The organism is Acidocella sp. C78, from assembly GCF_907164655.1.
On the sequence record NZ_CAJQZK010000017.1, the window covers coordinates 23,757 to 44,219 of the forward strand.

The 20,463-nt window shown below is 68.9% G+C and carries 19 protein-coding genes and 1 pseudogene; 11 read left to right on the plus strand and 9 right to left on the minus strand.

Translation table 11 applies throughout. The annotated features are described in order from the left end of the window. Window positions 1-134: 134 nt before the first annotated feature. Together argF and ACIDOCELLA78_RS000000107055 are read right to left on the minus strand one after the other, a co-directional pair. On the minus strand, window positions 135-1,076 hold the full coding sequence (gene argF, locus ACIDOCELLA78_RS000000107050; protein WP_201728980.1) for an ornithine carbamoyltransferase: 942 nt from the start codon (window positions 1,074-1,076) through the stop codon (window positions 135-137). After that, complete coding sequence (locus tag ACIDOCELLA78_RS000000107055) at window positions 1,073-2,269, minus strand: aspartate aminotransferase family protein (RefSeq protein WP_201728981.1); 1,197 nt, start codon at window positions 2,267-2,269, stop codon at window positions 1,073-1,075. The genes argF and ACIDOCELLA78_RS000000107055 overlap by 4 nt, the downstream gene beginning before the upstream one ends. 182 nt (window positions 2,270-2,451) lie before the next feature. On the opposite strand from ACIDOCELLA78_RS000000107055, the pseudogene ACIDOCELLA78_RS000000107060 reads away from it, so the two are divergent. Beyond that, window positions 2,452-3,959, plus strand: a pseudogene (locus ACIDOCELLA78_RS000000107060) (Ppx/GppA family phosphatase). Window positions 3,960-4,011: 52 nt separating this feature from the next. Here ACIDOCELLA78_RS000000107060 and ACIDOCELLA78_RS000000107065 read toward each other — a convergent pair. Then, on the minus strand, window positions 4,012-4,575 hold the full coding sequence (locus ACIDOCELLA78_RS000000107065) for a DUF2147 domain-containing protein (protein ID WP_201728982.1): 564 nt from the start codon (window positions 4,573-4,575) through the stop codon (window positions 4,012-4,014). Between the two features lie 202 nt (window positions 4,576-4,777). On the opposite strand from ACIDOCELLA78_RS000000107065, the gene ACIDOCELLA78_RS000000107070 reads away from it, so the two are divergent. The 3 genes from ACIDOCELLA78_RS000000107070 to clpA all read left to right on the plus strand — a co-directional run bounded on the left by ACIDOCELLA78_RS000000107070 (window position 4,778) and on the right by clpA (window position 8,749). Then, the gene (locus tag ACIDOCELLA78_RS000000107070) at window positions 4,778-5,773 is read left to right on the plus strand and encodes a lipid A deacylase LpxR family protein (protein ID WP_201728983.1); all 996 of its coding nucleotides are present in this window, start codon (window positions 4,778-4,780) and stop codon (window positions 5,771-5,773) included. 98 nt (window positions 5,774-5,871) lie between these two features. Next, the gene (clpS, locus tag ACIDOCELLA78_RS000000107075; RefSeq protein ID WP_201729024.1) at window positions 5,872-6,201 is read left to right on the plus strand and encodes an ATP-dependent Clp protease adapter ClpS; all 330 of its coding nucleotides are present in this window, start codon (window positions 5,872-5,874) and stop codon (window positions 6,199-6,201) included. A 220-nt stretch (window positions 6,202-6,421) separates the two neighbouring features. Beyond that, a complete protein-coding gene (clpA, locus tag ACIDOCELLA78_RS000000107080) occupies window positions 6,422-8,749 on the plus strand; it encodes an ATP-dependent Clp protease ATP-binding subunit ClpA (protein ID WP_201728984.1) in 2,328 nt (775 codons plus the stop codon). Window positions 8,750-8,845: 96 nt separating this feature from the next. On the opposite strand, the gene ACIDOCELLA78_RS000000107085 is transcribed toward clpA, so the two are convergent. The 6 genes from ACIDOCELLA78_RS000000107085 to ykgO form a co-directional block, all read right to left on the minus strand. Further along, window positions 8,846-10,591, minus strand: coding sequence for a hypothetical protein (locus ACIDOCELLA78_RS000000107085; protein WP_249676050.1), 1,746 nt, complete (start codon window positions 10,589-10,591; stop codon window positions 8,846-8,848). A gap of 96 nt (window positions 10,592-10,687) precedes the next feature. Then, window positions 10,688-12,004, minus strand: a complete 1,317-nt coding sequence (gene glcF, locus ACIDOCELLA78_RS000000107090; RefSeq protein ID WP_201728985.1) for a glycolate oxidase subunit GlcF — start codon at window positions 12,002-12,004, stop codon at window positions 10,688-10,690. Window positions 12,005-12,043: 39 nt separating this feature from the next. Then, the gene (locus ACIDOCELLA78_RS000000107095; RefSeq protein WP_249676053.1) at window positions 12,044-12,724 is read right to left on the minus strand and encodes an FAD-linked oxidase C-terminal domain-containing protein; all 681 of its coding nucleotides are present in this window, start codon (window positions 12,722-12,724) and stop codon (window positions 12,044-12,046) included. Further along, window positions 12,724-13,221, minus strand: coding sequence for an FAD-binding protein (locus ACIDOCELLA78_RS000000107100; protein WP_249676055.1), 498 nt, complete (start codon window positions 13,219-13,221; stop codon window positions 12,724-12,726). The genes ACIDOCELLA78_RS000000107095 and ACIDOCELLA78_RS000000107100 overlap by 1 nt, the downstream gene beginning before the upstream one ends. Next, on the minus strand, window positions 13,218-14,678 hold the full coding sequence (locus tag ACIDOCELLA78_RS000000107105; RefSeq protein ID WP_201728986.1) for an FAD-linked oxidase C-terminal domain-containing protein: 1,461 nt from the start codon (window positions 14,676-14,678) through the stop codon (window positions 13,218-13,220). The genes ACIDOCELLA78_RS000000107100 and ACIDOCELLA78_RS000000107105 overlap by 4 nt, the downstream gene beginning before the upstream one ends. 166 nt (window positions 14,679-14,844) lie before the next feature. Next, on the minus strand, window positions 14,845-14,970 hold the full coding sequence (ykgO, locus tag ACIDOCELLA78_RS000000107110; RefSeq protein ID WP_201728987.1) for a type B 50S ribosomal protein L36: 126 nt from the start codon (window positions 14,968-14,970) through the stop codon (window positions 14,845-14,847). Between the two features lie 265 nt (window positions 14,971-15,235). Here ykgO and ACIDOCELLA78_RS000000107115 point away from each other — a divergent pair, with 265 nt between their 5' ends. Genes ACIDOCELLA78_RS000000107115 through dxr form a run of 7 tightly spaced genes read left to right on the plus strand, consistent with a single transcriptional unit; the run spans window position 15,236 to window position 20,416 of the window. Next, window positions 15,236-15,565, plus strand: coding sequence for a hypothetical protein (locus tag ACIDOCELLA78_RS000000107115; RefSeq protein WP_249676058.1), 330 nt, complete (start codon window positions 15,236-15,238; stop codon window positions 15,563-15,565). Then, a complete protein-coding gene (locus ACIDOCELLA78_RS000000107120; RefSeq protein ID WP_201728989.1) occupies window positions 15,562-16,455 on the plus strand; it encodes a D-amino-acid transaminase in 894 nt (297 codons plus the stop codon). Before ACIDOCELLA78_RS000000107115 ends, ACIDOCELLA78_RS000000107120 begins: the two co-directional genes overlap by 4 nt. A gap of 9 nt (window positions 16,456-16,464) precedes the next feature. Then, window positions 16,465-17,205, plus strand: a complete 741-nt coding sequence (gene pyrH / locus ACIDOCELLA78_RS000000107125) for a UMP kinase (RefSeq protein WP_201728990.1) — start codon at window positions 16,465-16,467, stop codon at window positions 17,203-17,205. Between the two features lie 9 nt (window positions 17,206-17,214). Beyond that, entirely contained in the window at window positions 17,215-17,781 is a 567-nt protein-coding gene (gene frr / locus ACIDOCELLA78_RS000000107130) for a ribosome recycling factor (RefSeq protein WP_174503631.1), read from the plus strand. 9 nt (window positions 17,782-17,790) lie between these two features. Next, a complete protein-coding gene (uppS, locus tag ACIDOCELLA78_RS000000107135) occupies window positions 17,791-18,558 on the plus strand; it encodes a polyprenyl diphosphate synthase (protein ID WP_201728991.1) in 768 nt (255 codons plus the stop codon). Beyond that, window positions 18,555-19,250 (plus strand): phosphatidate cytidylyltransferase, encoded by a 696-nt coding sequence (locus ACIDOCELLA78_RS000000107140; RefSeq protein ID WP_201728992.1) that lies wholly within the window; start codon window positions 18,555-18,557, stop codon window positions 19,248-19,250. The genes uppS and ACIDOCELLA78_RS000000107140 overlap by 4 nt, the downstream gene beginning before the upstream one ends. Then, a complete protein-coding gene (gene dxr / locus ACIDOCELLA78_RS000000107145; protein WP_201728993.1) occupies window positions 19,241-20,416 on the plus strand; it encodes a 1-deoxy-D-xylulose-5-phosphate reductoisomerase in 1,176 nt (391 codons plus the stop codon). The genes ACIDOCELLA78_RS000000107140 and dxr overlap by 10 nt, the downstream gene beginning before the upstream one ends. The last annotated feature ends 47 nt before the right edge of the window (window positions 20,417-20,463 follow it).

Sequence of the window (20,463 nt, forward strand, 5' to 3'; positions counted from 1 at the left end):
ATGGAAACTGGCCGCCGCCGGGCTGGTCATCGCCGGGCTCGCGATCAGTGTGTTCTACCCGCGCTGGCGGGCGGCGCGGCTGCCCCGCCCGGCTTGAGCTTACCCGGCTTGAGTTTACCCGGCCTGAGCTTTGGTCAGGCCGCGCCGAACGCCCAGGCGAGAATCCCCTGCTGGGCGAAGAGCCGGTTCTCCGCCTCGTCGAACACCACCGATTGCGGGCCGTCGATCACCCCGGCGCTGACCTCTTCGCCGCGGTGGGCGGGAAGGCAATGCATGAAGATCGCATCTGCCGCGGCGCGGGCCATCAGCGCCTCGTCCACGCGATAGGGGGCGAGGATGGCGTGCCGGCTCTCCGCATCCTCGTCGCTCATGCTCACCCAGGTATCGGTGGTCACGCAGCGCGCGCCCTCGGCCGCTTCGGCCGGGCTGGCGGTGAGCAGGATGTCGGCGCCCTGCGCGCGCGCCCAGGCCAGGGCTTCCGCGTCCGGCGGCAGTTCCTCCGGGCAGGCGAGGCGGAGCTGGAAGCCGAATCGCGCCGAAGCCTCGATCCAGCTCTTGGCCATGTTGTTGCCATCGCCGATCCACGCGATGCGCTGGCCGGCGATCGCGCCGCGCTTTTCCTCGAAGGTCATCACGTCCGCCATCACCTGACAGGGGTGCGAGCGCTCGGTCAGCCCGTTGATCACCGGCACGCTGGCGTGTGCTGCGAGTTCGCGCAGCTTTTCCTCGCGGTCGGTCCGCAGCATGATGCCGTCGACATAGCGCGAGAGCACGCGGGCGGTATCCGCCACCGTCTCGCCCCGGCCGATCTGCATTTCCCGCGATGACAGCATTATGACCTCGCCGCCGAGCCGGCGCATGCCGATCTCGAAGCTGACGCGGGTGCGGGTGGAGGGCTTCTCGAAGATCAGCGCCAGCGCCCGCCCGGCGAGCGGCTGGCCGAGGGCGCGGCCGGCGCGCTTGAACCGCGCGGCGGTGTCGAGCATGTGGCGCAGCGTCGGCGCGTCGATGAGCGACAGGTCGAGGAAATGGCGCGGCGCCGGCGCGGACCGTCCGGTCTCGATCGCGGCGCTCATTGCGCGGCGTCCTGCGCGCCGGAGGGCGCGCAGCGCCGGGAGGCTGCGTCGAGCCGGGCGAGGGCCTCGTCGATCTCGGCATCCCGCACGATCAGCGGCGGCACCAGGCGCACCACGTTGTCGCCGGCGGCGACCACCAGCAGACCCTCGGCGAGGCAGGCGCTCTGCACCTCGCCATTCGGCACGGCGCACACCAGACCCTGCATCAGCCCCTGGCCGCGCACGCCGGAAAATACCCGCGGATGACGCGCCGCGAGTGCATCGAGCCCGGCGCGCAGCCGTGCTCCGGCCCGCGCCACCGCGTCGAGGAAGCCGGGCGCCAGAATTTCGTCGAGCACGGCATTGCCGGCGGCGCAGGCGAGCGGGCTGCCGCCATAGGTCGTGCCATGGCTGCCCGGCACCAGGCTCGCGGCGACGCGTTCGCCCGCGAGCAGCGCGCCCAGTGGAAACCCGCCGGCGATGCCCTTCGCGGTGCTGACCGCATCGGGCGCGATTCCGGCCCATTCATGGGCGAAGAGCTTTCCGGTGCGGCCCATGCCGCACTGCACCTCGTCGAAGCCGAGCAGCAGGCCGAACTCGTCGGCCGCCTCCCGCAGGCCGCGCAGATAGTCCGCCGTGGCCGGGCGGATGCCGCCTTCGCCCTGGATCGGTTCGACCAGGATGCCGGCGGTCTCGGGCGTTATGGCGTCGCGCAGCGCGTTGAGATTGTTGAACGGCACATGGTCGAACCCGTCGACCGCGGGGCCGAACCCTTCGAGATACTTGGCGTTGCCGGTCGCGCTGATCATCGCCAGCGTGCGGCCGTGGAACGCGCCCTGCGCACAGATGACGCGATAGCGCTCGGGTTTGCCCTCGCGCGCCATGGTCTTGCGGAAGGCTTTCACCAGCGCCTCGTTGGCCTCGGCGCCGGAATTGCAGAAGAACACGCTGTCGGCGAAGCTCGCCGCGACGAGGCGGGCGGCGAGCCGCTCCGCCTGCGGCACCCGATAGAGATTCGAGACGTGGATCACCTTCGCCGCCTGTTCGGCGATCGCCCTGGTCAGGCCGGGATGGCCGTGGCCGAGCGACGACGTCGCGATGCCGGCGCCGAAATCGAGGAATCGTCGGCCGTCATCGGCAATCAGCCAGGCGCCGTCGCCATGGCTGAACGACACGTCGATCCGGTTGTAATTCGGCATGAGGGCAGGGATCATGTCGTGGTCACTTTCTCTCGCAACCACGCTATTGTGCGAAGGCGGGCCGCCAAGTCAAACGCCGGGGGGCGATATCGGCGCATGAAACCCCTCGGGCGCGGCAGGGTTGCACTTTGCGGCGGGCTGCGCGGCGGGCCGATCCCCCTCTACCGCCCGCGCCCGTGCTGCGCTACGCAGGCCTCATGACGCGCATGTCTCACGAGACGGCACCGGACAGTTCGCGCCGCCGCGCCGTGGTCGATCTCGGGTCGAATTCGGTCCGCCTCGTCGTTTTTCAGGGCGAATCCCGCAACCCGATGCAGATTTTCAACGAGAAGGCGGTGCCGCGCCTGGCCCGCGGCCTGATCCGCACCGGCCGGCTCGACGACGCGGCGATGGACGAGACGGTGACGGTGATGCGCCGCTACGGCGCCATTGCCCGCGCCATGGGTGCGGCGCCGTTCGAGGCGCTGGCCACCTCCGCCGTGCGCGATGCGGCCAATGGCGCGGCGTTCGTTGCCCGTCTCGAGGCTGAAATTCCGGGCCTCAGGGTCATCGTGCTGAGCGGCGAGGAGGAGGCGCGGCTCTCCGCCGAGGGGTTCTGTGCGGCATTCCGGGCGCGGATGGCATTCTGGCCGATCTGGGCGGCGGCTCGCTCGAACTCGTCCGTCTGTCCGAGGGGCGGATCGGCCCGGCCGCGACGGTGCCGGTCGGGGTGATCCGCCTTGCCGAGCGCGCGCTCGAGGACCGGACCCGGGCGCGGGCGATCGTCGCGGATGAACTGGCCAGCGTTCCGTTTCTCGGCGAGGGCGAAGGGGGCGATCTGTATGTGTCAGGCGGCGCGTTTCGGGCGCTGGCGCGCATCCATATCGCCCAGACCGGTTATCCACTGGCGATGGTCCATCATTACACGGTCGGGCGGGACGAGGCGCGTGACCTCTCCGCCGTGATCGGCGATGCGAGCCGCAAGCTCATCGAGCGGATGCCGGGAGTGGCGCGCAAGCGGATCGAGGATCTGCCCTATGCCGCGCTCATCCTGCGCCGCCTGCTGCGGGCGACCGGGGCTGGCCGCGTCGTGTTCAGCGCCAATGGCCTGCGCGAGGGCTGGTTTCTGCGGCAATTGCCGGAGTCGATGCGCCAGCAGGACCCGCTGATCGCCGCCGGCCGCGACCTGACGGTGGGGTTGCTGCGCGACCCGGCGCTGCCGGGGGCGCTGATCGCCTGGACCGCCGCGCTGTTCCCTGATGAGCCCGCCTCGCACCGCCGGCTGCGCGAGGCGGCGTGCTGGTTCTCCGATATCGGCAATCACGAGCATCCCGAATACCGCGCCGAGCAGGCCTTCCTGCGCGTCCTGCGGCAGACCGGCGTCGGGCTCGATCATCATGCCCGCGCCTTTCTCGCCCTCACCCTTGCCCTGCGCTACGAGGCGCCGGTGGAAAGCGCGTTCCTCGCGCCCTCGCGCGCCCTGCTCGACATGGCAACGGCCCGCCGCGCCGAAACCCTGGGGGCGGCGCTGCGCCTCGCCTATACGCTGTCGGCCGGCACTCCGGCCCTGCTCGCCGCCACCCGCCTGGTGCGCGACCGCGACCGGCTGGTGCTGTTTCTCGACGCCAAGAGCGGGGTGTTTGCCGGCGATCCGATCGAGCGGCGGCTCGCCCGGCTAGGCTCGCTCGTCGGGCTGGAGACGGAAACCCGCATCGCTCCGCCGTGACCGATCAATCTCATGGAGCGCCACATCCGATCAGGATGGATCGGAAAGTGCCCTATTGCGCCCCGGCGTGCCCTTTGCGCCCGACCGAGGCGATCGCCGCCTGGTCGAGCCGGCAGGATGCCGGCACTGCGCCGTGGAAGGGCAGCCAGTGCCGCGTTTCGCCAAAGATCGGCAGGCCGACATAGCCGCGCAGCGCCAGCGATCCGGTGCGGTCGACATGGAATTCCGCATGATAGCGCGCGCCGTTGTGCGGGTTGATGATGCGCCCGTGCCAGACCTTGCCGCCGGGGCGCGGCGCCGAGGGGCGGATCAGTTCGAAGCCGCATTGGCTGCGGCCCTGCCAGTCGGTCGGCATCGGGCTGCCGCGATCGAGCAGAATGCCGACGATATGCCCGCACAGCGCGTGGTTGCCATGATTCACGCCGGGGCAGCGGGCGATCCTGACAACGGCGCCGCCTTCGCCCGTCAGCCAGTCACCGATGGGTGAGACGGCCTGCGTTGCGGGTGCTGCGGCGGCAATGCCGGCAAGGCACGCGAGTGCTGCGGCCGACAGGCAGCACAGCCTCGCCCAGCTTCGTAAATCGCGTCGTATAATATTTGAGAATGATGAAAGCATTATTCGCTTACATGGTTGCCGCGGGATGCTTTTGCTCTGAAACCGTCGTCATATGTCCCATGCAGTCTCCGCTGGCATTGCCCGGCCGGCTGTATCCCATTTCCTGCACTTGACTTGCAATCGCCCCGCCTGAGACGATTTGAGCTCAGGCCTTCAACGCCGGACCGCTTCCGCGGCCCGCATTCCACGCAGGATCAAGCTGATGAACCGAACCCTGGCCGTTCTTGCCATGTCCGCCTCGCTGTCCGTCCTGATCCCGGCAACATCCCGTGCGGACGGTTCGTTTCCGGGCGGCATCTGGACGATTCAGGACGAAAACGCCTCGATCAGCACGCAGGCCCTGACCGATCGCTATTATGTGAACGGCGTGCATCTCGGCTGGACCTCGAATGCGGGGGAGGTTCCCGGCGCGGTCGCCGCGTTCGGCCATGCGGTGCTCGGCCAGGGCCGGCAGCGGATCAGCATCAGCCTGACCCAGAAAATCTTCACCCCGGCGGCGACAACGCTCATCAATCCGCCGGCAAACGACGAGCCTTATGCGGGTTCGTTGCTGGCGAGCTTCAGCCTGATTCAGGACACCGCCGGCAGCCGGACGATCATGGGTTTCGACACCGGCGTGTTCGGCCGCGATGCCGGGGCCGAGATCGTGCAGAATACCACCCATGCGATCATCGGCCAGGGACGGACCCATGGCTGGGCCTACCAGTTGCCGAGCGAGCCCGCCTTCGACGTGTTCGCCAGCCGCATCTGGCGGTTGAAGCTGGCCGGATCGGGCGCCGGGCTGCAGGCGGACGCCCTGCCGCAGCTGTCCGCCATGGCCGGCACGACCGAAATCTATGCGGAGCCGGGGGTGGTCTTCCGCATTGGCGAGGGGCTGGACGCCGATTTCGGGGCGCCCCTGCTCAGCCCGGGGCCGTCCGGCGGCGACGCCTACAGCGCCCGGCATTTCGCATGGTATGTCTTTGCCGGTGCCGGGGCCAAGCTGGTCGCGCATGACGAATACCTCCAAGGCGCGCTCTATCAGCCCAGCCGTTCGGTGCGGCCGAACCGTGTCGTCGGCTCCTTCGAGGCTGGGGCGGCGGTGATCTGGCGCGGTGTTCGCCTGACCTATACACAGGTGTTCCAGACCGAGCGCTTTCATGGTCAGACCGGCGGCATTCATGAATATGGTTCGCTGGCCGCATCCGTCCGGTTCTGAGGGCGGGCCGGCAGAATCGGCGTCGGGCCGAAAATTTTCTCTTTCCCAGCGCCGGGACGTGTGGATAGGATAAGCGTGTGAGGTTCGAGAATACGTTCATGTCAGGCGCGGATCGCAGAGGCACTGGAAACGGGCTGGGCACCGGGGTGGCGACCAGGACGCGCGCGAAAACGCGCAAGCCGTCGCTCTACAAGGTGTTGATGCTCAATGACGATTACACGCCGATGGAATTCGTGGTGCACGTTCTGGAGCGGTTCTTCGGCAAGAGCCGCCAGGAGGCCGAGCGGATCATGCTGCATGTGCATCGGCGCGGCGTCGGGGTCTGCGGCGTGTTCACCTACGAGGTGGCTGAAACCAAGGTGACGCAGGTGATGGATCTCGCCCGCCAGAGCCAGCATCCCCTCCAATGCACCATCGAGAAGGAATAGCGCGCTTGATGCCGCCATTCCGGGTCGCGGCTGTGGCATGGGCGTGTTGTCCGCAGTCACCATTGCGAAAGTTTTTCGGTCTATCATGTCAGTAGTGCGACAGGCCGGGCGGAGGGCCAGAACCTCTGGTCCGGCGATGTAAACGCGGTTTCGGCCGCATCGGGCTTGACCAGGGCGGCAAGGGCGGCCCGACGGAAGTCCGACTTGGAGAGTTTCGGATATGCTGTCTCGCAACCTTGAACAGACGCTGCATCGGGCCCTTGGCTTCGCCGCGGAACGCCGGCACGAATACGCCACGCTGGAGCATCTTCTGCTCGGCCTGATCGACGATGCCGATGCACTCACCGTGCTGCGCGCCTGCGGTGTCGATATCGAGAGGCTGCGCCGCGAGACGACCGAGTTCCTCGACAAGGAGCTGGCCGGCCTCGCCACCGACCGGGGGGGCGATCCGAAGCCGACCGCCGGGTTCCAGCGCGTGGTCCAGCGTGCCGCGATCCATGTGCAGTCTTCCGGGCGGGACGAGGTCACGGGCGCCAATGTCCTGGTCGCGCTGTTCTCGGAGCGCGAGAGCCATGCGGTGTATTTCCTGCAGGCGCAGGACATGACGCGGCTGGACGCGGTCAATTTCATCAGCCACGGCATCGCGAAGTCGCCGGGGCGCTCCGTCCCGCGGACGCCCTCGGGCAGTGCGGAGTCCAGCGAGGCCGAGCCTGAGCAGAAACCCAAGCGCGGGCAGGATGCGCTGTCGAATTACTGCGTCAACCTCAATAAAAAGGCGCAGGCTGGCAAGATCGACCCGCTGATCGGCCGCGATACCGAGATTGAGCGGACCATCCAGATCCTTTGCCGCCGCTCGAAGAACAATCCGCTCTTCGTGGGCGACCCCGGCGTCGGCAAGACCGCCATTGCCGAGGGGCTGGCCAAGCGCATCGTCGATGGCGAGGTCCCCGAAGTATTGGCCAAGGCGACGATCTTCGCGCTCGACATGGGAGCGCTGCTGGCCGGCACACGCTATCGCGGCGATTTCGAGGAGCGGCTCAAGGCTGTCGTTACCGAGCTTGAAAACACGCCCGGCGCGGTGCTGTTCATCGACGAGATCCATACCGTGATCGGCGCGGGCGCAACTTCCGGCGGCGCGATGGACGCCTCCAACCTGCTCAAACCGGCGCTGTCCTCGGGGGCGCTGCGCTGCATCGGCTCGACCACCTACAAGGAATTCCGCTCCTATTTCGAGAAGGATCGGGCGTTGGTCCGCCGGTTCCAGAAGATCGACGTCAACGAGCCGACGATCGACGATGCGGTGAAGATCCTGCGCGGCCTAAAATCGACCTACGAAAAGCACCACAAGGTTCGCTACACCGAAGAGGCGATCCGCGCGTCCGTGGAGCTGTCGGCGAAATACATCCATGACCGCAAGCTGCCGGACAAGGCGATCGACGTGATCGACGAGGTCGGGGCTTCCCGCATGCTGCTGCCCGAGAACAAGCGGCGCAAGACGGTGACGCTGCGGGATATCGAGGAAATCGTCGCGAAGATCGCGCGGATTCCGCCCAAATCGGTTTCCGCCGATGACAAGGAAACGCTGCGCACGCTGGAACGCGACCTGAAATCGATGGTGTTCGGGCAGGATTCGGCGATCGAGGCGCTTTCGGCCGCGATCAAGCTGGCGCGCGCCGGCCTGCGCGACGCCGAGAAGCCGATCGGTTGCTACCTCTTCTCCGGCCCCACCGGCGTCGGCAAGACGGAAGTCGCCCGGCAGCTCGCCTCCACGCTCGGCATCGACCTGACCAGGTTCGACATGTCCGAATACATGGAGCGCCACTCGATTTCCCGCCTGATCGGCGCGCCGCCGGGCTATGTCGGGTTCGATCAGGGCGGCCTGCTGACCGACGCGATCGACCAGCACCCGCACTGCGTCCTGCTGCTCGACGAGATCGAGAAGGCGCATCCGGACCTGTTCAACATCCTGTTGCAGGTCATGGACCACGGCAAACTGACCGATCACAATGGCAAGACGGTGGATTTCCGCAACGTCATCCTGATCATGACAACCAATGCGGGTGCGGCCGACATGGCGAAGACCGCGATCGGCTTCGGCCGGGAGGTTCGCATCGGCGAGGATGAGGAGGCGATCAAGCGGCTCTTCACCCCCGAATTCCGCAACCGCCTCGATGCCATCATCCCGTTCTCGGGGCTGACGCCGGAAATCGTCGCCCGTGTCGTCGAGAAGTTCGTGATGCAGCTGGAGGCCCAGCTCGCCGATCGCAACGTCACCATCGAGCTTTCCTCGGCGGCGAAGGAGTTCCTTGCCGAACGCGGCTATGACCCGCTGTATGGCGCGCGGCCTCTGGCCCGCGTGATCCAGGAGGAAATCAAGAAGCCGCTGGCCGAAGAGCTGCTGTTTGGCCGTCTCGCCACCGGCGGCGCGGTGAAGGTGACGGTCCGCGACGGCGAACTCGCCTTTGACATTGCGGAGGCGCCGAAGCCGGCCCTGCCGAAGCCGGATGGCGATCAGGAAGAATCCGCACCACCTCAGGAAGTCGATTAGAGCACGTTCCGATCCATCCGGATCGGACGGCGCCAAAGCATCCGCCTCTGAAAGTCATTCGTGACTTTCAGAGGCGATGAACCAGTTTTCCAGCCATCATGGGGCGGCGCGTCGTCGAACCCGGTAAAGCTGGTAACCACCTGCCTGCCCCATCCGTATGAGCCATGGCGGAGGGGCGTTTGCGGCCAGGCCGCGCCACAGCGCACCGCGCGGAGCGCCCTGCACAAGGGCTGAATCATCGCCTTTCGCGGCGCAGAAGAGAACGAATTCCGCCCGGGTCGCCCGCACCGCTGGCGGTTCGGTGGACCCTGCCGGCGTCCGCCATGCGGCGCGATCGCGCATGAAGGCGCGGAGCCCATGATGATAGAGCGATCCTACGCCGATGGCGCTGGTGCGGTATAGCAGTTCAGGCACAAGACCCGGATCGGTCAGCACGACCCGGCCGGCCGTTGGCGCCAGCAGGTTTGTGGCCGACCGGAGCGAGCAGCGGGCGGCGGGCTTCGGCGTTCCCGGCACGAGCGCCGCAGCGGCCATGCCCGGCACATAGACCAGGACAACCGGGGCCCAGACCAGCCCCACCCGCAGCAGGGCTGCGCGGCTGGGACGGGCGGCGAAACGCCGCGAAATCTCCTCCAGCGCGAGGGGCGCCAGCGCCGCGGCAAAGGCGGCAGGATATTGCTGGAAAATCATCATGCGCGCAGTGAGGCCGAGTGCCAGGGCGAGGCCGGCCATGAAGATCAGCCAGAGCCCCGCAATGTCCGGCGCGCGGCGGCAGCGCCAGGCGCGGTGCAGGGCATAGGCGAATGCGAGCAATCCCGGCCCGAGGCGGCTTGCTGCCAGCGACAGCGTCGTGGCCGGCTGGTCTTCGATGATGCCGCCGAAGAAGGCGTGCATTTCCCGCATGGGGATCAGCGCATAGGGGCCGAGGGCCACGGTCGGGTAGGTTGCGAGCCACGCTGCGAAAGCGGCGCCCGCGGCGAGAACGCCAAGGCCCAGCCGCCATTTGCCGCGCGCCTCGCGGTCGAGCCCGGCAAGGCAGGCGCCCGTGACCATGACGGCAAGCCCGAGCATGGCATAGACGATCGACAGCCGGTCGATTTCCGGCGACAGCCATCCGCCATGTGGCGGGTCGATCCAGAGCGCGAACCACAAGGTCGCCGCGAAACCGGCGCCGAGACGGGCGAAAGTGGCGCCGAGCGGGCGGAACAGCCACGCATAGCCCAGCGCGCCATAGCCCAGCATGACGAAGGGCATCGTCTCCGGCATCAGCCAGATGGCAAGACCGCCGCTCAACCCTGCGGCCCAGGCCATCCGGCGGGCGCCAAGGCCGGCCCGCAGCGTGCAGCCGAGGGCAAGCGCGGCGAGAGCCACCTGCGCGATATGGTAATGCACCACGCCGAAGCCGTTGAAACTGCGAATGCCGGGCAAAAGCGGCGCGATGATCGCCGGCGCCCAGAGCCAGCGCCCCCCGCTCAGCGGCGCGGCGGCGAATCCGAGGGCGGCGGCCAGCAGGCCCGCCGAGAGCGGGCCGGTGGCGACGCCTGCCGCGAACAACGCGCGGTGCCAGCCGATCAGCGGGGCCAGTGGCGCGGCGAGTGCCACGATCCAGGCGTCGAACAGGCGCGACCATTCGACCAGCAGCAATTGCCCTGAATCGTCGCGCCGGACGACATTGAGCAGATGACCGGCCTGCAGCCCCTGGCGGAGCCGCACCAGCCGCATGTAGCTGTCAGGGTCGATCAGCGTTCCGTGCAGGACGGCGGGGATGGTCGCGGCGGAGGCGAGAACGGTGAGCGCGGCCGCCGCCAGCGCCATGCCGGCATAGGCGGACGCCGCCGGCACTCTCCTCTCCTCCGAAGACTCAGCCGAAGCGCGCATGTCCGGCATATGCCATGCTGGACCCTAATACATGATGAACGCGGCGAGCCCGGGCTGGTGTCAGCCGCCGGCGCCTTGCGGCAGCCGCGCCGGGCGAGGCCCGCCGGCCATCCAGTCGAGAAGTTCCACGGTGTGGATCGTCGGCAGTCCATCGCCGGCAAGCTGGGTAAGGCAGCCGATATTGCCGGCGGCGATCAGGTCCGGCTTCAGCGCGTGCAGCGTGCCGAGCTTGCGGGCGCGCAACTGCCCGGCCATTTCCGGCTGAAGGATGTTGTAGGTGCCGGCGGAACCGCAGCACAGATGCGGGTCCTTTGGCTCGGCAACGCTGAATCCGGCGCGCCGCAGCAGGGTCTTCGGCGCGTCGGTCACGCGCTGGCCGTGCTGCAGCGAGCAGGCCGCGTGATAGGCCACGGTGAGCGGTGTTTTCGGTGTCCGGCTCGGCTGGTAATCGAGCCGGAGCAGCAGTTCCGTGATATCGACCGTGAGTTCGGAAATCCGCGCGGCGTCCTTCGCTTCCGGGGTGTCGCGGAGCAGGAAGCCGTAATCCTTCAGCACGGTGCCGCAGCCGGAAGTGTCGGTCACCACCGCATCCAGCCCGCCGGCGCCGATTTCCCGCGTCCAGGCGGCGACATTGGCGCGGGCAAATCCCAGCGCCTCGTCATGCCGGCCGAGATGGTGGGTGAGAGCGCCGCAGCATCCCGCCCCGGCAGCAACGACGACCTCGACGCCCATGCGGTTGAGCAGGCGGATCGTCGCGTCGTGAATGCCGGGATCGAGCACCTGCTGCGCGCAGCCCGCCAGCAGGGCGACGCGGGCGCGCCGCTCGCCGGTCGCGGGGAACATGCCGGGCCGCTCGGTCGGACTCGGCGGCGGCAGTTGCGCGGGGGCGAGATCGAGCATCGCGCGCAGCCGGCGCATCAGCATCCCCTCGCCACGGACGAGGCCGCGGCCGAGCCGCCCGAGCGAGGCGGCGCGCAGGGCCATGCGGAGGCGGGCGGGATAGGGCATGATCGCGGCGAGCAGGCTGCGTAGCGCCCGGTCGTGGGCCGGGCGTTCATAGGTTTCCTCGACGCGCGTGCGGGCATGGTCGATCAGGTGCATGTAGTCGACACCGGAGGGGCAGGTCGTCATGCAGGACAGGCAGGACAGGCAGCGGTCGAGATGGAAGGCGACCGGCTCGCTCGCCGGCGCGCCGGTCTCCAGCATGTCCTTGATCATGTAGATCCGGCCGCGCGGGCTGTCATCCTCGTCGCCGACGGTCACGAAGGTGGGGCAGGTCGCGGTGCAGAAGCCGCAATGCACGCAGGAGCGCAGGATCCGGTCGGCCACCGCGATGTCGGGATCGGCCAGCTGATCGGGCGTGAAATTGGTTTGCATGTGTCCTCGTCCTCGGGCGCGGGCGCCCGCTGCTCCTGCTCAGGCGGCGTGAAGCCGCCCGGGGTTGAGAATCCCGGCCGGGTCGAATGCGGCGGCGACGCGGCGGCGGATCGCGGCCATCGCCTCGGGTTCGGGCGGCAAGGCGTCGGGGCGATGGCGCAGCGCGTCCGGGGCGCGCAGCAGCCACCATTCGCCGCCGGCCCGCCGCGTCGCGGCGGCAATCGCGGCGTGCGCCGTCTCGCCTCCCGGCCCGCTCAGGAACACCAGGCCGCCGCCCCAGTCGAGATATCCGTCGAGCCCGGCGCCGCGAGCCATGTCGAGAATCGCGGGTCCGGCGGAGGGTTGCACGGACACGCGCCAGACCGCATCGCCGTCGCGCAGGGCAAGCGGCGCGGCATCGCGCACCGCGCGCCACAGGGCGAGGCTCGCCGTGGTATCGAGCTGCTCGACCGCGCCGAACCCGCTCCAGATCCCGGCGAGGCGGCCGATGCGGTAGTGAACGGAGTCGGTGAAATCCTCGATCCGTGCGATGGTGATCGAGCGTGCATGGCCCAGCGCCGCCGCCGCGGCCTGTGGCAGGTGTGCTGCCCCAGTCACCGAGAAGGGCGAGCCGAGCGCCGCCGACAGCGCCTTGACGGCGGTTGCCGCATCAAGCCCGGCCAGCAGCACGGTGCCGGTCGCTTCCGGTGCGGGGAGCACTTTCAGCGTGACCTCGCTCATCACGCCGAGCGTGCCGTAGGAGCCGGTGAACAGCTTGCAGAGATCGAGTCCGGTGACGTTTTCAGCACGCGCCCGCCCGAGCGGATTACCTCCGCCCGGCCGGTGACGGCGCGGATGCCCATCACGTGGTCGCGCATCGCGCCCCAGGCGATCCGCCGCGGGCCGGACAGGTTGGTGGCGATTATGCCGCCGACCGTCTGCGCTTCGGCGCCGAGAAAGGCGTAATGCGGCGGCTCGGCGATCAGGTGCTGGCCGGCTTCGGCCAGCTTCGCCTCGAGTGCTGCCAGGGTGGTGCCGGCACGGGCGGAGACGATGAGTTCCTGCGGCGCGTGCAGCGGAATCCCGGTGAGGTTGCGGGTGGACAGGGTTTCGGCCGTTTGCACCGGGCGGGCGAAACCGGCCTTCGAGCCGAGCCCTTCGATGGTCAGCGGTGTGCGGGCCGCCGCCGCCGCCTCGATCGCCGCGACCAGCCCGGCTTCGTCGGAGGGGGCGATCATGCCGCGTGCGGTATCGGCGCCGGCGCCGTGTCCGTGCCGGGCTTGAGCGGAAACACCTTCGCCGTGTTCAGCAGCCAGCCGGCGTCGAACGCGGTCTTGACCCGGCGCTGCTGGTCCAGCTCGGTTTCGGTGAACTGCACGCTCATCAGATCGCGCTTCTCGACGCCCACGCCATGCTCGCCGGTCAGGCAGCCGCCGACCTCGACGCAGAGCTTGAGAATATCGGCGCCGAAGGCCTCGGCCTTGTGCATGCTCTCGGGGTTGTTGGCGTCGAACATGATCAGAGGGTGCAGGTTTCCATCGCCGGCGTGGAAGATGTTGGCGACGCCCAGCCCGTATTGCTCGCTCATCTCGCCGATGCGGCGCAGCACCTCGGGCAGCGTGCTGGTCGGGATCGTGCCGTCCATGCAGAGATAGTCAGGGCTGATCCGTCCGATCGCGCCGAACGCGCCCTTGCGCCCCTTCCAGATCGCCGCCGATTCCTCGGCCGATTGCGAAACCTTGAGGCTGATCGGGTCGAACCGGCCGCAGATCTCCTTGATCCGCCCGAGCAGCGAATCCTGTTCCTCGACCGAGCCTTCGACCTCGATGATCAGCATCGCCTCGGCATCGAGCGGATAGCCGGCCTTGGCGAAGGCCTCGCAGGCGTGGATCGCCGGGCGGTCCATGAATTCCAGCGCCACCGGAATGATGCCCGAGCCGATGATCGCATCGACGCAGCGCCCGGCAATCTCGTTCGATTTGAAGGCCGCGAGCATCGCCCTTGTGCCTTCCGGGGCGCGCAGCAGGCGCACGGTGATTTCGGTGGCGATGCCGAGCTGGCCCTCGCTGCCGATCACGATGCCCATCCAGTCATAGCCCGCGGTATCCAGATGCGCGCCGCCGAGTTCCAGGATTTCGCCTTCGATGGTGACCAGCTTGATGCCGAGCACGTTGTTCGCGGTCACGCCATATTTCAGGCAGTGCGCGCCGCCCGAATTCATGCCGATATTGCCGCCGATCATGCAGGCGAGCTGGCTGGAGGGGTCGGGGGCATAGAAGAAGCCATCCGCCTCGACGGCCTTGGTGATGCCAAGATTGGTCACCCCGGCCTGCACGACCGCGTAACGATCGGCGTAGTTCACATCGAGAATGCGGTTCATCCGCATCATCCCGACCACCACGGCGTCGGCCAGCGGCAGCGCGCCGCCCGCGAGCGACGTTCCGGCCCCGCGCGGGACGACCCGCACCCCGTTCTGGTGGCAGAAGCGCAGCACCGCGGCCACCTGCTCGGTCGATTCCGGCAGGACGACGGCCAGCGGCATCTGTCGGTAGGCGGACAGGCCATCGGTTTCATAGGGTTTGAGCCGGGATGGATCGGTGATCACCGCCCGGGCGGGCAGCAGGGCGCGCAGCCCCTCATGCACGGCATCGCGCCGGTCGAGCACATCGGTCTTCGGCTGCGGCAAGGCTATCACGGCTTTTCACTCCCCATCACCCGCGCGTGAAATAATACCGCGAGGCCGAAACGGAAAGAGGGTATCCTCAGGCATACGCCGGGGATACGGAACGAAATCACCCGGAGCCTTGCGGTCCGGGCGTCGTTCCTCGAGCGGTGTGGCGCCGGCGGACCGGCGCGGCGGCTCAGCCCTGGCGGGCCTTCATCCGCGGGTTCTTCTTGTTGATCACGTAGACCCGGCCATGCCGACGCACCACGCGGCAGTTCTTGTCGCGGGTCTTGGCAGAGCGAAGTGAATTGCGGACTTTCATGACACGGTTCTCGAGCTGTTCAGGATGTTGCAGCGGCTTATGGAAAGAGCCGCGCCCCCTGTCAACCGCCGCGGCGCAGATCCGCCCCGATTGACGCGGCGGCGGCCGGGCCGCATGGAACGGAAACCGGCACGGGCCGGCAAGGAGTGTGACGATGGCGGAGCGGATGCGGATTTCGGCCCAGCGGATCGGCTTGATGCTGACCGCCTTCCTGATGATCACGCTGATCGGCGTGTTCGCCACCTTCGCGGCGCCGATTCCGGCCATGCGTGGCGTTCTCGCCGAGCAGGCGATCGCCCGCGCCGCCGCCTCCGGCGACCCCGCGTCGATGGCCTCGGCCCTCGCCGCCGCGCGCCCGCTGCTGGGCGTGAGCGCGCGCAAGACGCTGGCAACCCTCGCCCCCGACCGCGCCGGGCTCAGCCGCGCCGCCGCGCTTGTGGCGAAGGATGCGGGTCTGGCGAGCAATCTCGTCTCCTATCGGCTACGGCTGCTGGTGATCATCATCGGCGTGCTGATGGCGCTGTTCGGCATTGCCCTGCTCGGGATTGGCGAGAGCCGGCCCACCCCCACCATCATGAAGGCACCTGAACCATGAGTCGCATTGCCTATGTCAATGGCCGCTACGTTCCCCAGCGCGACGCCGCGGTGAATGTCGAGGACCGTGGCTACCAGTTCGGCGACGGCGTCTATGAAGTGATCCACGTTCATGACGGCCGCTTCATCGATACCGATTTGCATCTCGCCCGTCTCGCCCGCTCGCTGCGCGAACTCGCCATCGCGAGACCGATGGAGGATGCCGCCCTGCTCGCCGTGCTGCGCGAGGTGGTGCGCCGCAACCGCATCCGCGAGGGGATCGTCTACATGCAGGTGAGCCGCGGCGTCGCCCGGCGCGACCACGCTTTCCCGCGCGACGCAGCGCCGGCGCTGGTCATCACGGCGCGGCACGGCGCCGCCTTCCCGCGCGATATCGACGCCTGGACCGGCACCGCCGTCACCGTGCCGGACATCCGCTGGGGCCGGGTCGACATCAAGACCGTGAACCTGCTGCCCAACTGCCTGGCCAAGCAGAAGGCGCGCGAGGCCGGCGCCTACGAGGCGATCCTGATCGACCGCGACGGCAATGTCACCGAAGGCTCGTCCACCACCGTCTGGGCTGTCGATGCCGAGGGAGTGCTGCGCACCCGCCATCTCGACCATCACATCCTGCCCGGTTGCACCCGCGCCGCGGTGATTGCGCTGATGGAGGCCGCCGGCATCCGCTTCGAGGAACGCGGCCTGACCGAGGCGGAACTGCGCGCGGCGCGCGAGATCTTTCTGACCAGCGCCACCTCCTACGTGAAGCCGATGGTCCGGCTCGATGGCGCGGCGGTTGGCGATGGCACGCCCGGCCCGGTGGCCCGCCGCCTGTTCGAGCTGTTCTCCCGCCATGCCGACGGCGCCGCGCACAACGTCTCCCGCCTTGCGTCTTTCAGCGGAATCGGATGAAACGCCCTCATGACCCCGCAAGACCCGACTGACCACACGCGCTACCGGCGCGTTTTGCTCAAGGTTTCCGGCGAAGCCCTGATGGGACGGCGCGATTACGGCCTCGATACCGATACCGTGGCCGCCATCGCCCAGGACATCGCCGATGTCGTCGCCATGCGCGTCGAGGTCTGCCTCGTCATCGGCGGCGGCAACATCTTCCGCGGCATTTCCGGCGCCGCCGGCGGCATGGACCGCGCCCAGGCGGACTACATGGGCATGCTCGCGACCGTGATGAACGCGCTCGCCATGCAGTCCGCCCTCGAAAAGCGCGGCGTGGCGACGCGCGTGCAGTCGGCCATCCCGATGTCCGCCGTCTGCGAGCCCTATATCCGCCGGCGCGCCGAGCGGCACATGGAAAAGGGCCGCGTGGTGATCTTCGCCGCCGGCACCGGCAACCCTTTCTTCACCACCGACACCGCCGCGGCGCTGCGCGCCGTCGAGATGAAGTGCGACGCGCTGCTCAAGGGCACCCAGGTCGATGGCGTCTATTCCGCCGACCCGCGCAAGGTGGCCGGCGCCGAACGCTATGCCGAACTCACCTATCACGACGTTCTCGCCCGCGATCTTTCGGTGATGGATGCGGCCGCGATCAGCATCGCCCGCGAGAACGACCTGCCGATCATCGTCTTCAACATCCACGCGCCCGGCGCCTTCGCCAGCGTCATGCGGGGCGAAGGCAAGTTCACCCGCATCGTGGAACAGCGCTAGGAGCCTCCCATGGACGCCGATCTCGATACCCTGCTCGCCGACCTGCAACGCCGGATGGACGGCGCGATGGAAACGCTGAAGCGCGAATTCTCCGGCCTGCGCACCGGCCGCGCCAACCCCGCTTTGCTCGATCCGGTCAAGGTCGAGGCCTATGGCACGCTGATGCCGCTCAACCAGGTGGCGACCGTGGCGGTGCCGGAAAGCCGCATGCTCACCGTCCAGGTCTGGGATCGCGGCATGGTGAACGCGACCGTCGCCGCCATCCGCGATTGCGGACTCGGGCTCAACCCGCAGCCGGACGGGCAGATCATCCGCGTGCCGCTGCCGCTGCTGACCGAGGAGCGCCGCAACGAACTCGCCCGCGCCGCCGGCAAATATGCCGAGGGCGCGCGCGTCGCGGTGCGCGGCGTGCGCCGCGACGGCATGGAGACGATCAAGGGTTTCGAGAAGAAGCACCAGATCGGCGAGGACCAGGGCCGCGACTGGGCGGACCGCGTGCAGAAGCTGACGGACGCGACGATCAAGAAAATCGACGAGCTGCTGGTCGAGAAGGAAAAGGACATCCGGCAGGTCTGAGCCGCCCCTATGTCCTCCCCCTTCCAGGGCGCGCGGCCAGCCCCGGCGCCGCGGCACATCGCCATCATCATGGATGGCAACGGGCGCTGGGCGGCGCGGCGCGGCCTGCCGCGCGCGGCAGGGCATCGCGAGGGTGTGCTGGCGGTCCGCCGCACCATCGAGGCGGCGATCGGCCATGGCGTCGAATGGCTGACCCTCTTCGCCTTTTCCTCGGAAAACTGGCGGCGCCCGATCGAGGAGGTCACGGATCTCACCTTCCTGCTTCGGCACTATCTGCGCGCGGAGCTGCGCGAACTCGCCGAGGCTGGCGTTCGCCTTCACGTGATCGGCGAGCGCGACCGCTTCGGCCCCTCCTTGCAGGCCGAACTCGCCGAGGCCGAGGCGCGCACCGCCGCCAACCGCAAGCTCAACCTCGTCATCGCCCTGTCCTATGGTGCCCGCGCGGAAATCGCGACCGCCGCGCGCCGCATCGCCGCGGCGGTCGCGGCCGGCGCGCTCGACCCGGCGGCGATCGACGAAACCCTTTTCGCCACCCACCTCGCCACCGCCGGCATGCCCGATCCCGATCTCGTGATCCGCACCAGCGGCGAGCAGCGCCTCTCCAATTTCCTGCTCTGGCAGGCGGCCTATGCCGAGCTGGTGTTCGACGAGGCGTTGTGGCCCGATTTCGGCGCGGCCAATCTTGGCCAGGCGATCGCCGAATATGCCCGGCGCGAACGCCGTTTCGGCGCCCGCCCCGAACCGGTCCCCCCGCCGGCGGCCGGCGCGGGCGGATGAGCGCGATATCGCCGATGCCCTCGCCCGGCGGCACGCCCGGACGCTTCCACGATCTCGGCCTGCGCGCCGCCTCGGCCGCGGTGCTGGTGCCGGTAGCGTTGGGCGCGCTCGCCTGGGGCGGGCTGATCTGGGTGGCGCTGCTGGCGCTGCTGTTTGCCGGCCTGATGCGGGAGTGGATCGGGCTTGGCCGTCGCGTCGCGCCGGCGGCGCGGCGGCGCTTCCTGCTTGCCGGCGTCGTCTATGCCGCGGTGCCTGGCCTCGCGCTGGTCTGGCTGCGGGCCGGGCCGCGCGGCCTTGCCGGCGTCCTGTTCCTGCTCGTGGTGGTCTGGATGACCGATATCGGTGCCTATGCGGCCGGTCGCCTCATCGGCGGGCCCAGGCTCGCCCCGGCGATTTCGCCGGGCAAGACCATCAGCGGCGCGCTGGGCGGGCTTGCCGTTGGCGTGCTGGCCGGGTTGCTGGTTGCCCGCACGCCGGCGGCCATCCTGCCGGCGGCGGTGCTCAGCGCCGTCGCCCAGGCCGGGGACCTCGCGGAAAGCGCGCTCAAGCGCCGGCTTGGCGTCAAGGATTCCGGCCGGACGATTCCCGGCCATGGTGGCCTGTTCGACCGGCTCGACGGCGTTCTCGCCGCCGCACCGGTGGCCGCCGCTCTCGCATTGCTCGCCCACGGAGGGGGACTGCCATGGCAGTGAAGACCGTCACCATTCTCGGCTCGACCGGCAGCGTCGGCACCCAGACCATCGACCTGCTGCAGGCCGATCCCGCGACGTATCGGGTCCGCGCCCTGATCGCCGGGCGAAATGCCGCCCTGCTCGCGGCGCAGGCCCGCGCGCTGCGCGCCGAGATCGCCGTGATCGCCGATGAGAGCGCCTTTCCCGCCCTGCGCGACGCGCTGGCCGGAAGCGGCATCCGCGCCGAGGCCGGACGCGCCGCCGTGATCGCCGCCGCCGCCGAGCCGGCGGACTGGACGATGGCCGCGATCACCGGCACCGCCGGTCTCGAACCCACCCTTGCCGCCACCCGCAATGGCGGCGCCATCGCCCTGGCCAACAAGGAGGCGCTGGTCTCCGCCGGCGACGTGTTCCTCGCCGCGATCGCCGCCGCCGGGGCGACGCTGCTGCCGGTCGATTCCGAGCACAACGCCATCTTCCAGTCGCTGGCCGATGGCAACCGCGACGCCCTGGAGAAGATCATCCTCACCGCGTCCGGCGGCCCGTTCCGCGAGGCGAGTCTCGCGGAGATGGCCGAGGCCACGCCGGAGAGCGCGCTGAAGCATCCGGTCTGGTCGATGGGGGCGAAAATCTCGATCGATTCCGCCACCCTGTTCAACAAGGGGCTGGAGGTGATCGAGGCGGCGCGCATTTTCGCCCTCGCGCCGCACGAGATCGAGGTTCTGGTGCATCCGCAGTCGATCGTGCATGGCATGGTCTGCTACCGCGACGGTTCGGTGCTCGCCCAGATGGGCGCGCCGGACATGCGGATCCCGATCGCCCATGCGCTGGCCTGGCCGGCGCGTCTCGCGACCTCCTCGCCCCGGCTTGACCTTGCCGCGGCCGCCCGGCTCGATTTCCTGGCCCCCGATCCCGTGCGGTTTCCCGCCCTCCGCCTCGCGCGCGAGGCGCTGGAGGCCGGTCAGGGCGCCTCGACCGTGCTCAACGCCGCCAATGAAATCGCCGTCGAGGCGTTTCTGCGCCGGCGCATCGGCTTTCTCGACATCGCCGCCGTCGTCGAGCGGACCATGCAGCGCCTCGGCGCGCCGCCGATCGGCGATCTCGCCGCGGTGCTCGCCCTCGATGCCGAGGCCCGCGCCGTGGCCGAGGCCGAGTTGCGGACAAAGTCGGGAACCCGGGCGGCGTGACCCCCCTATCGCGGAACCGGGGAAATCCCATATCGTGACGCGGGTTC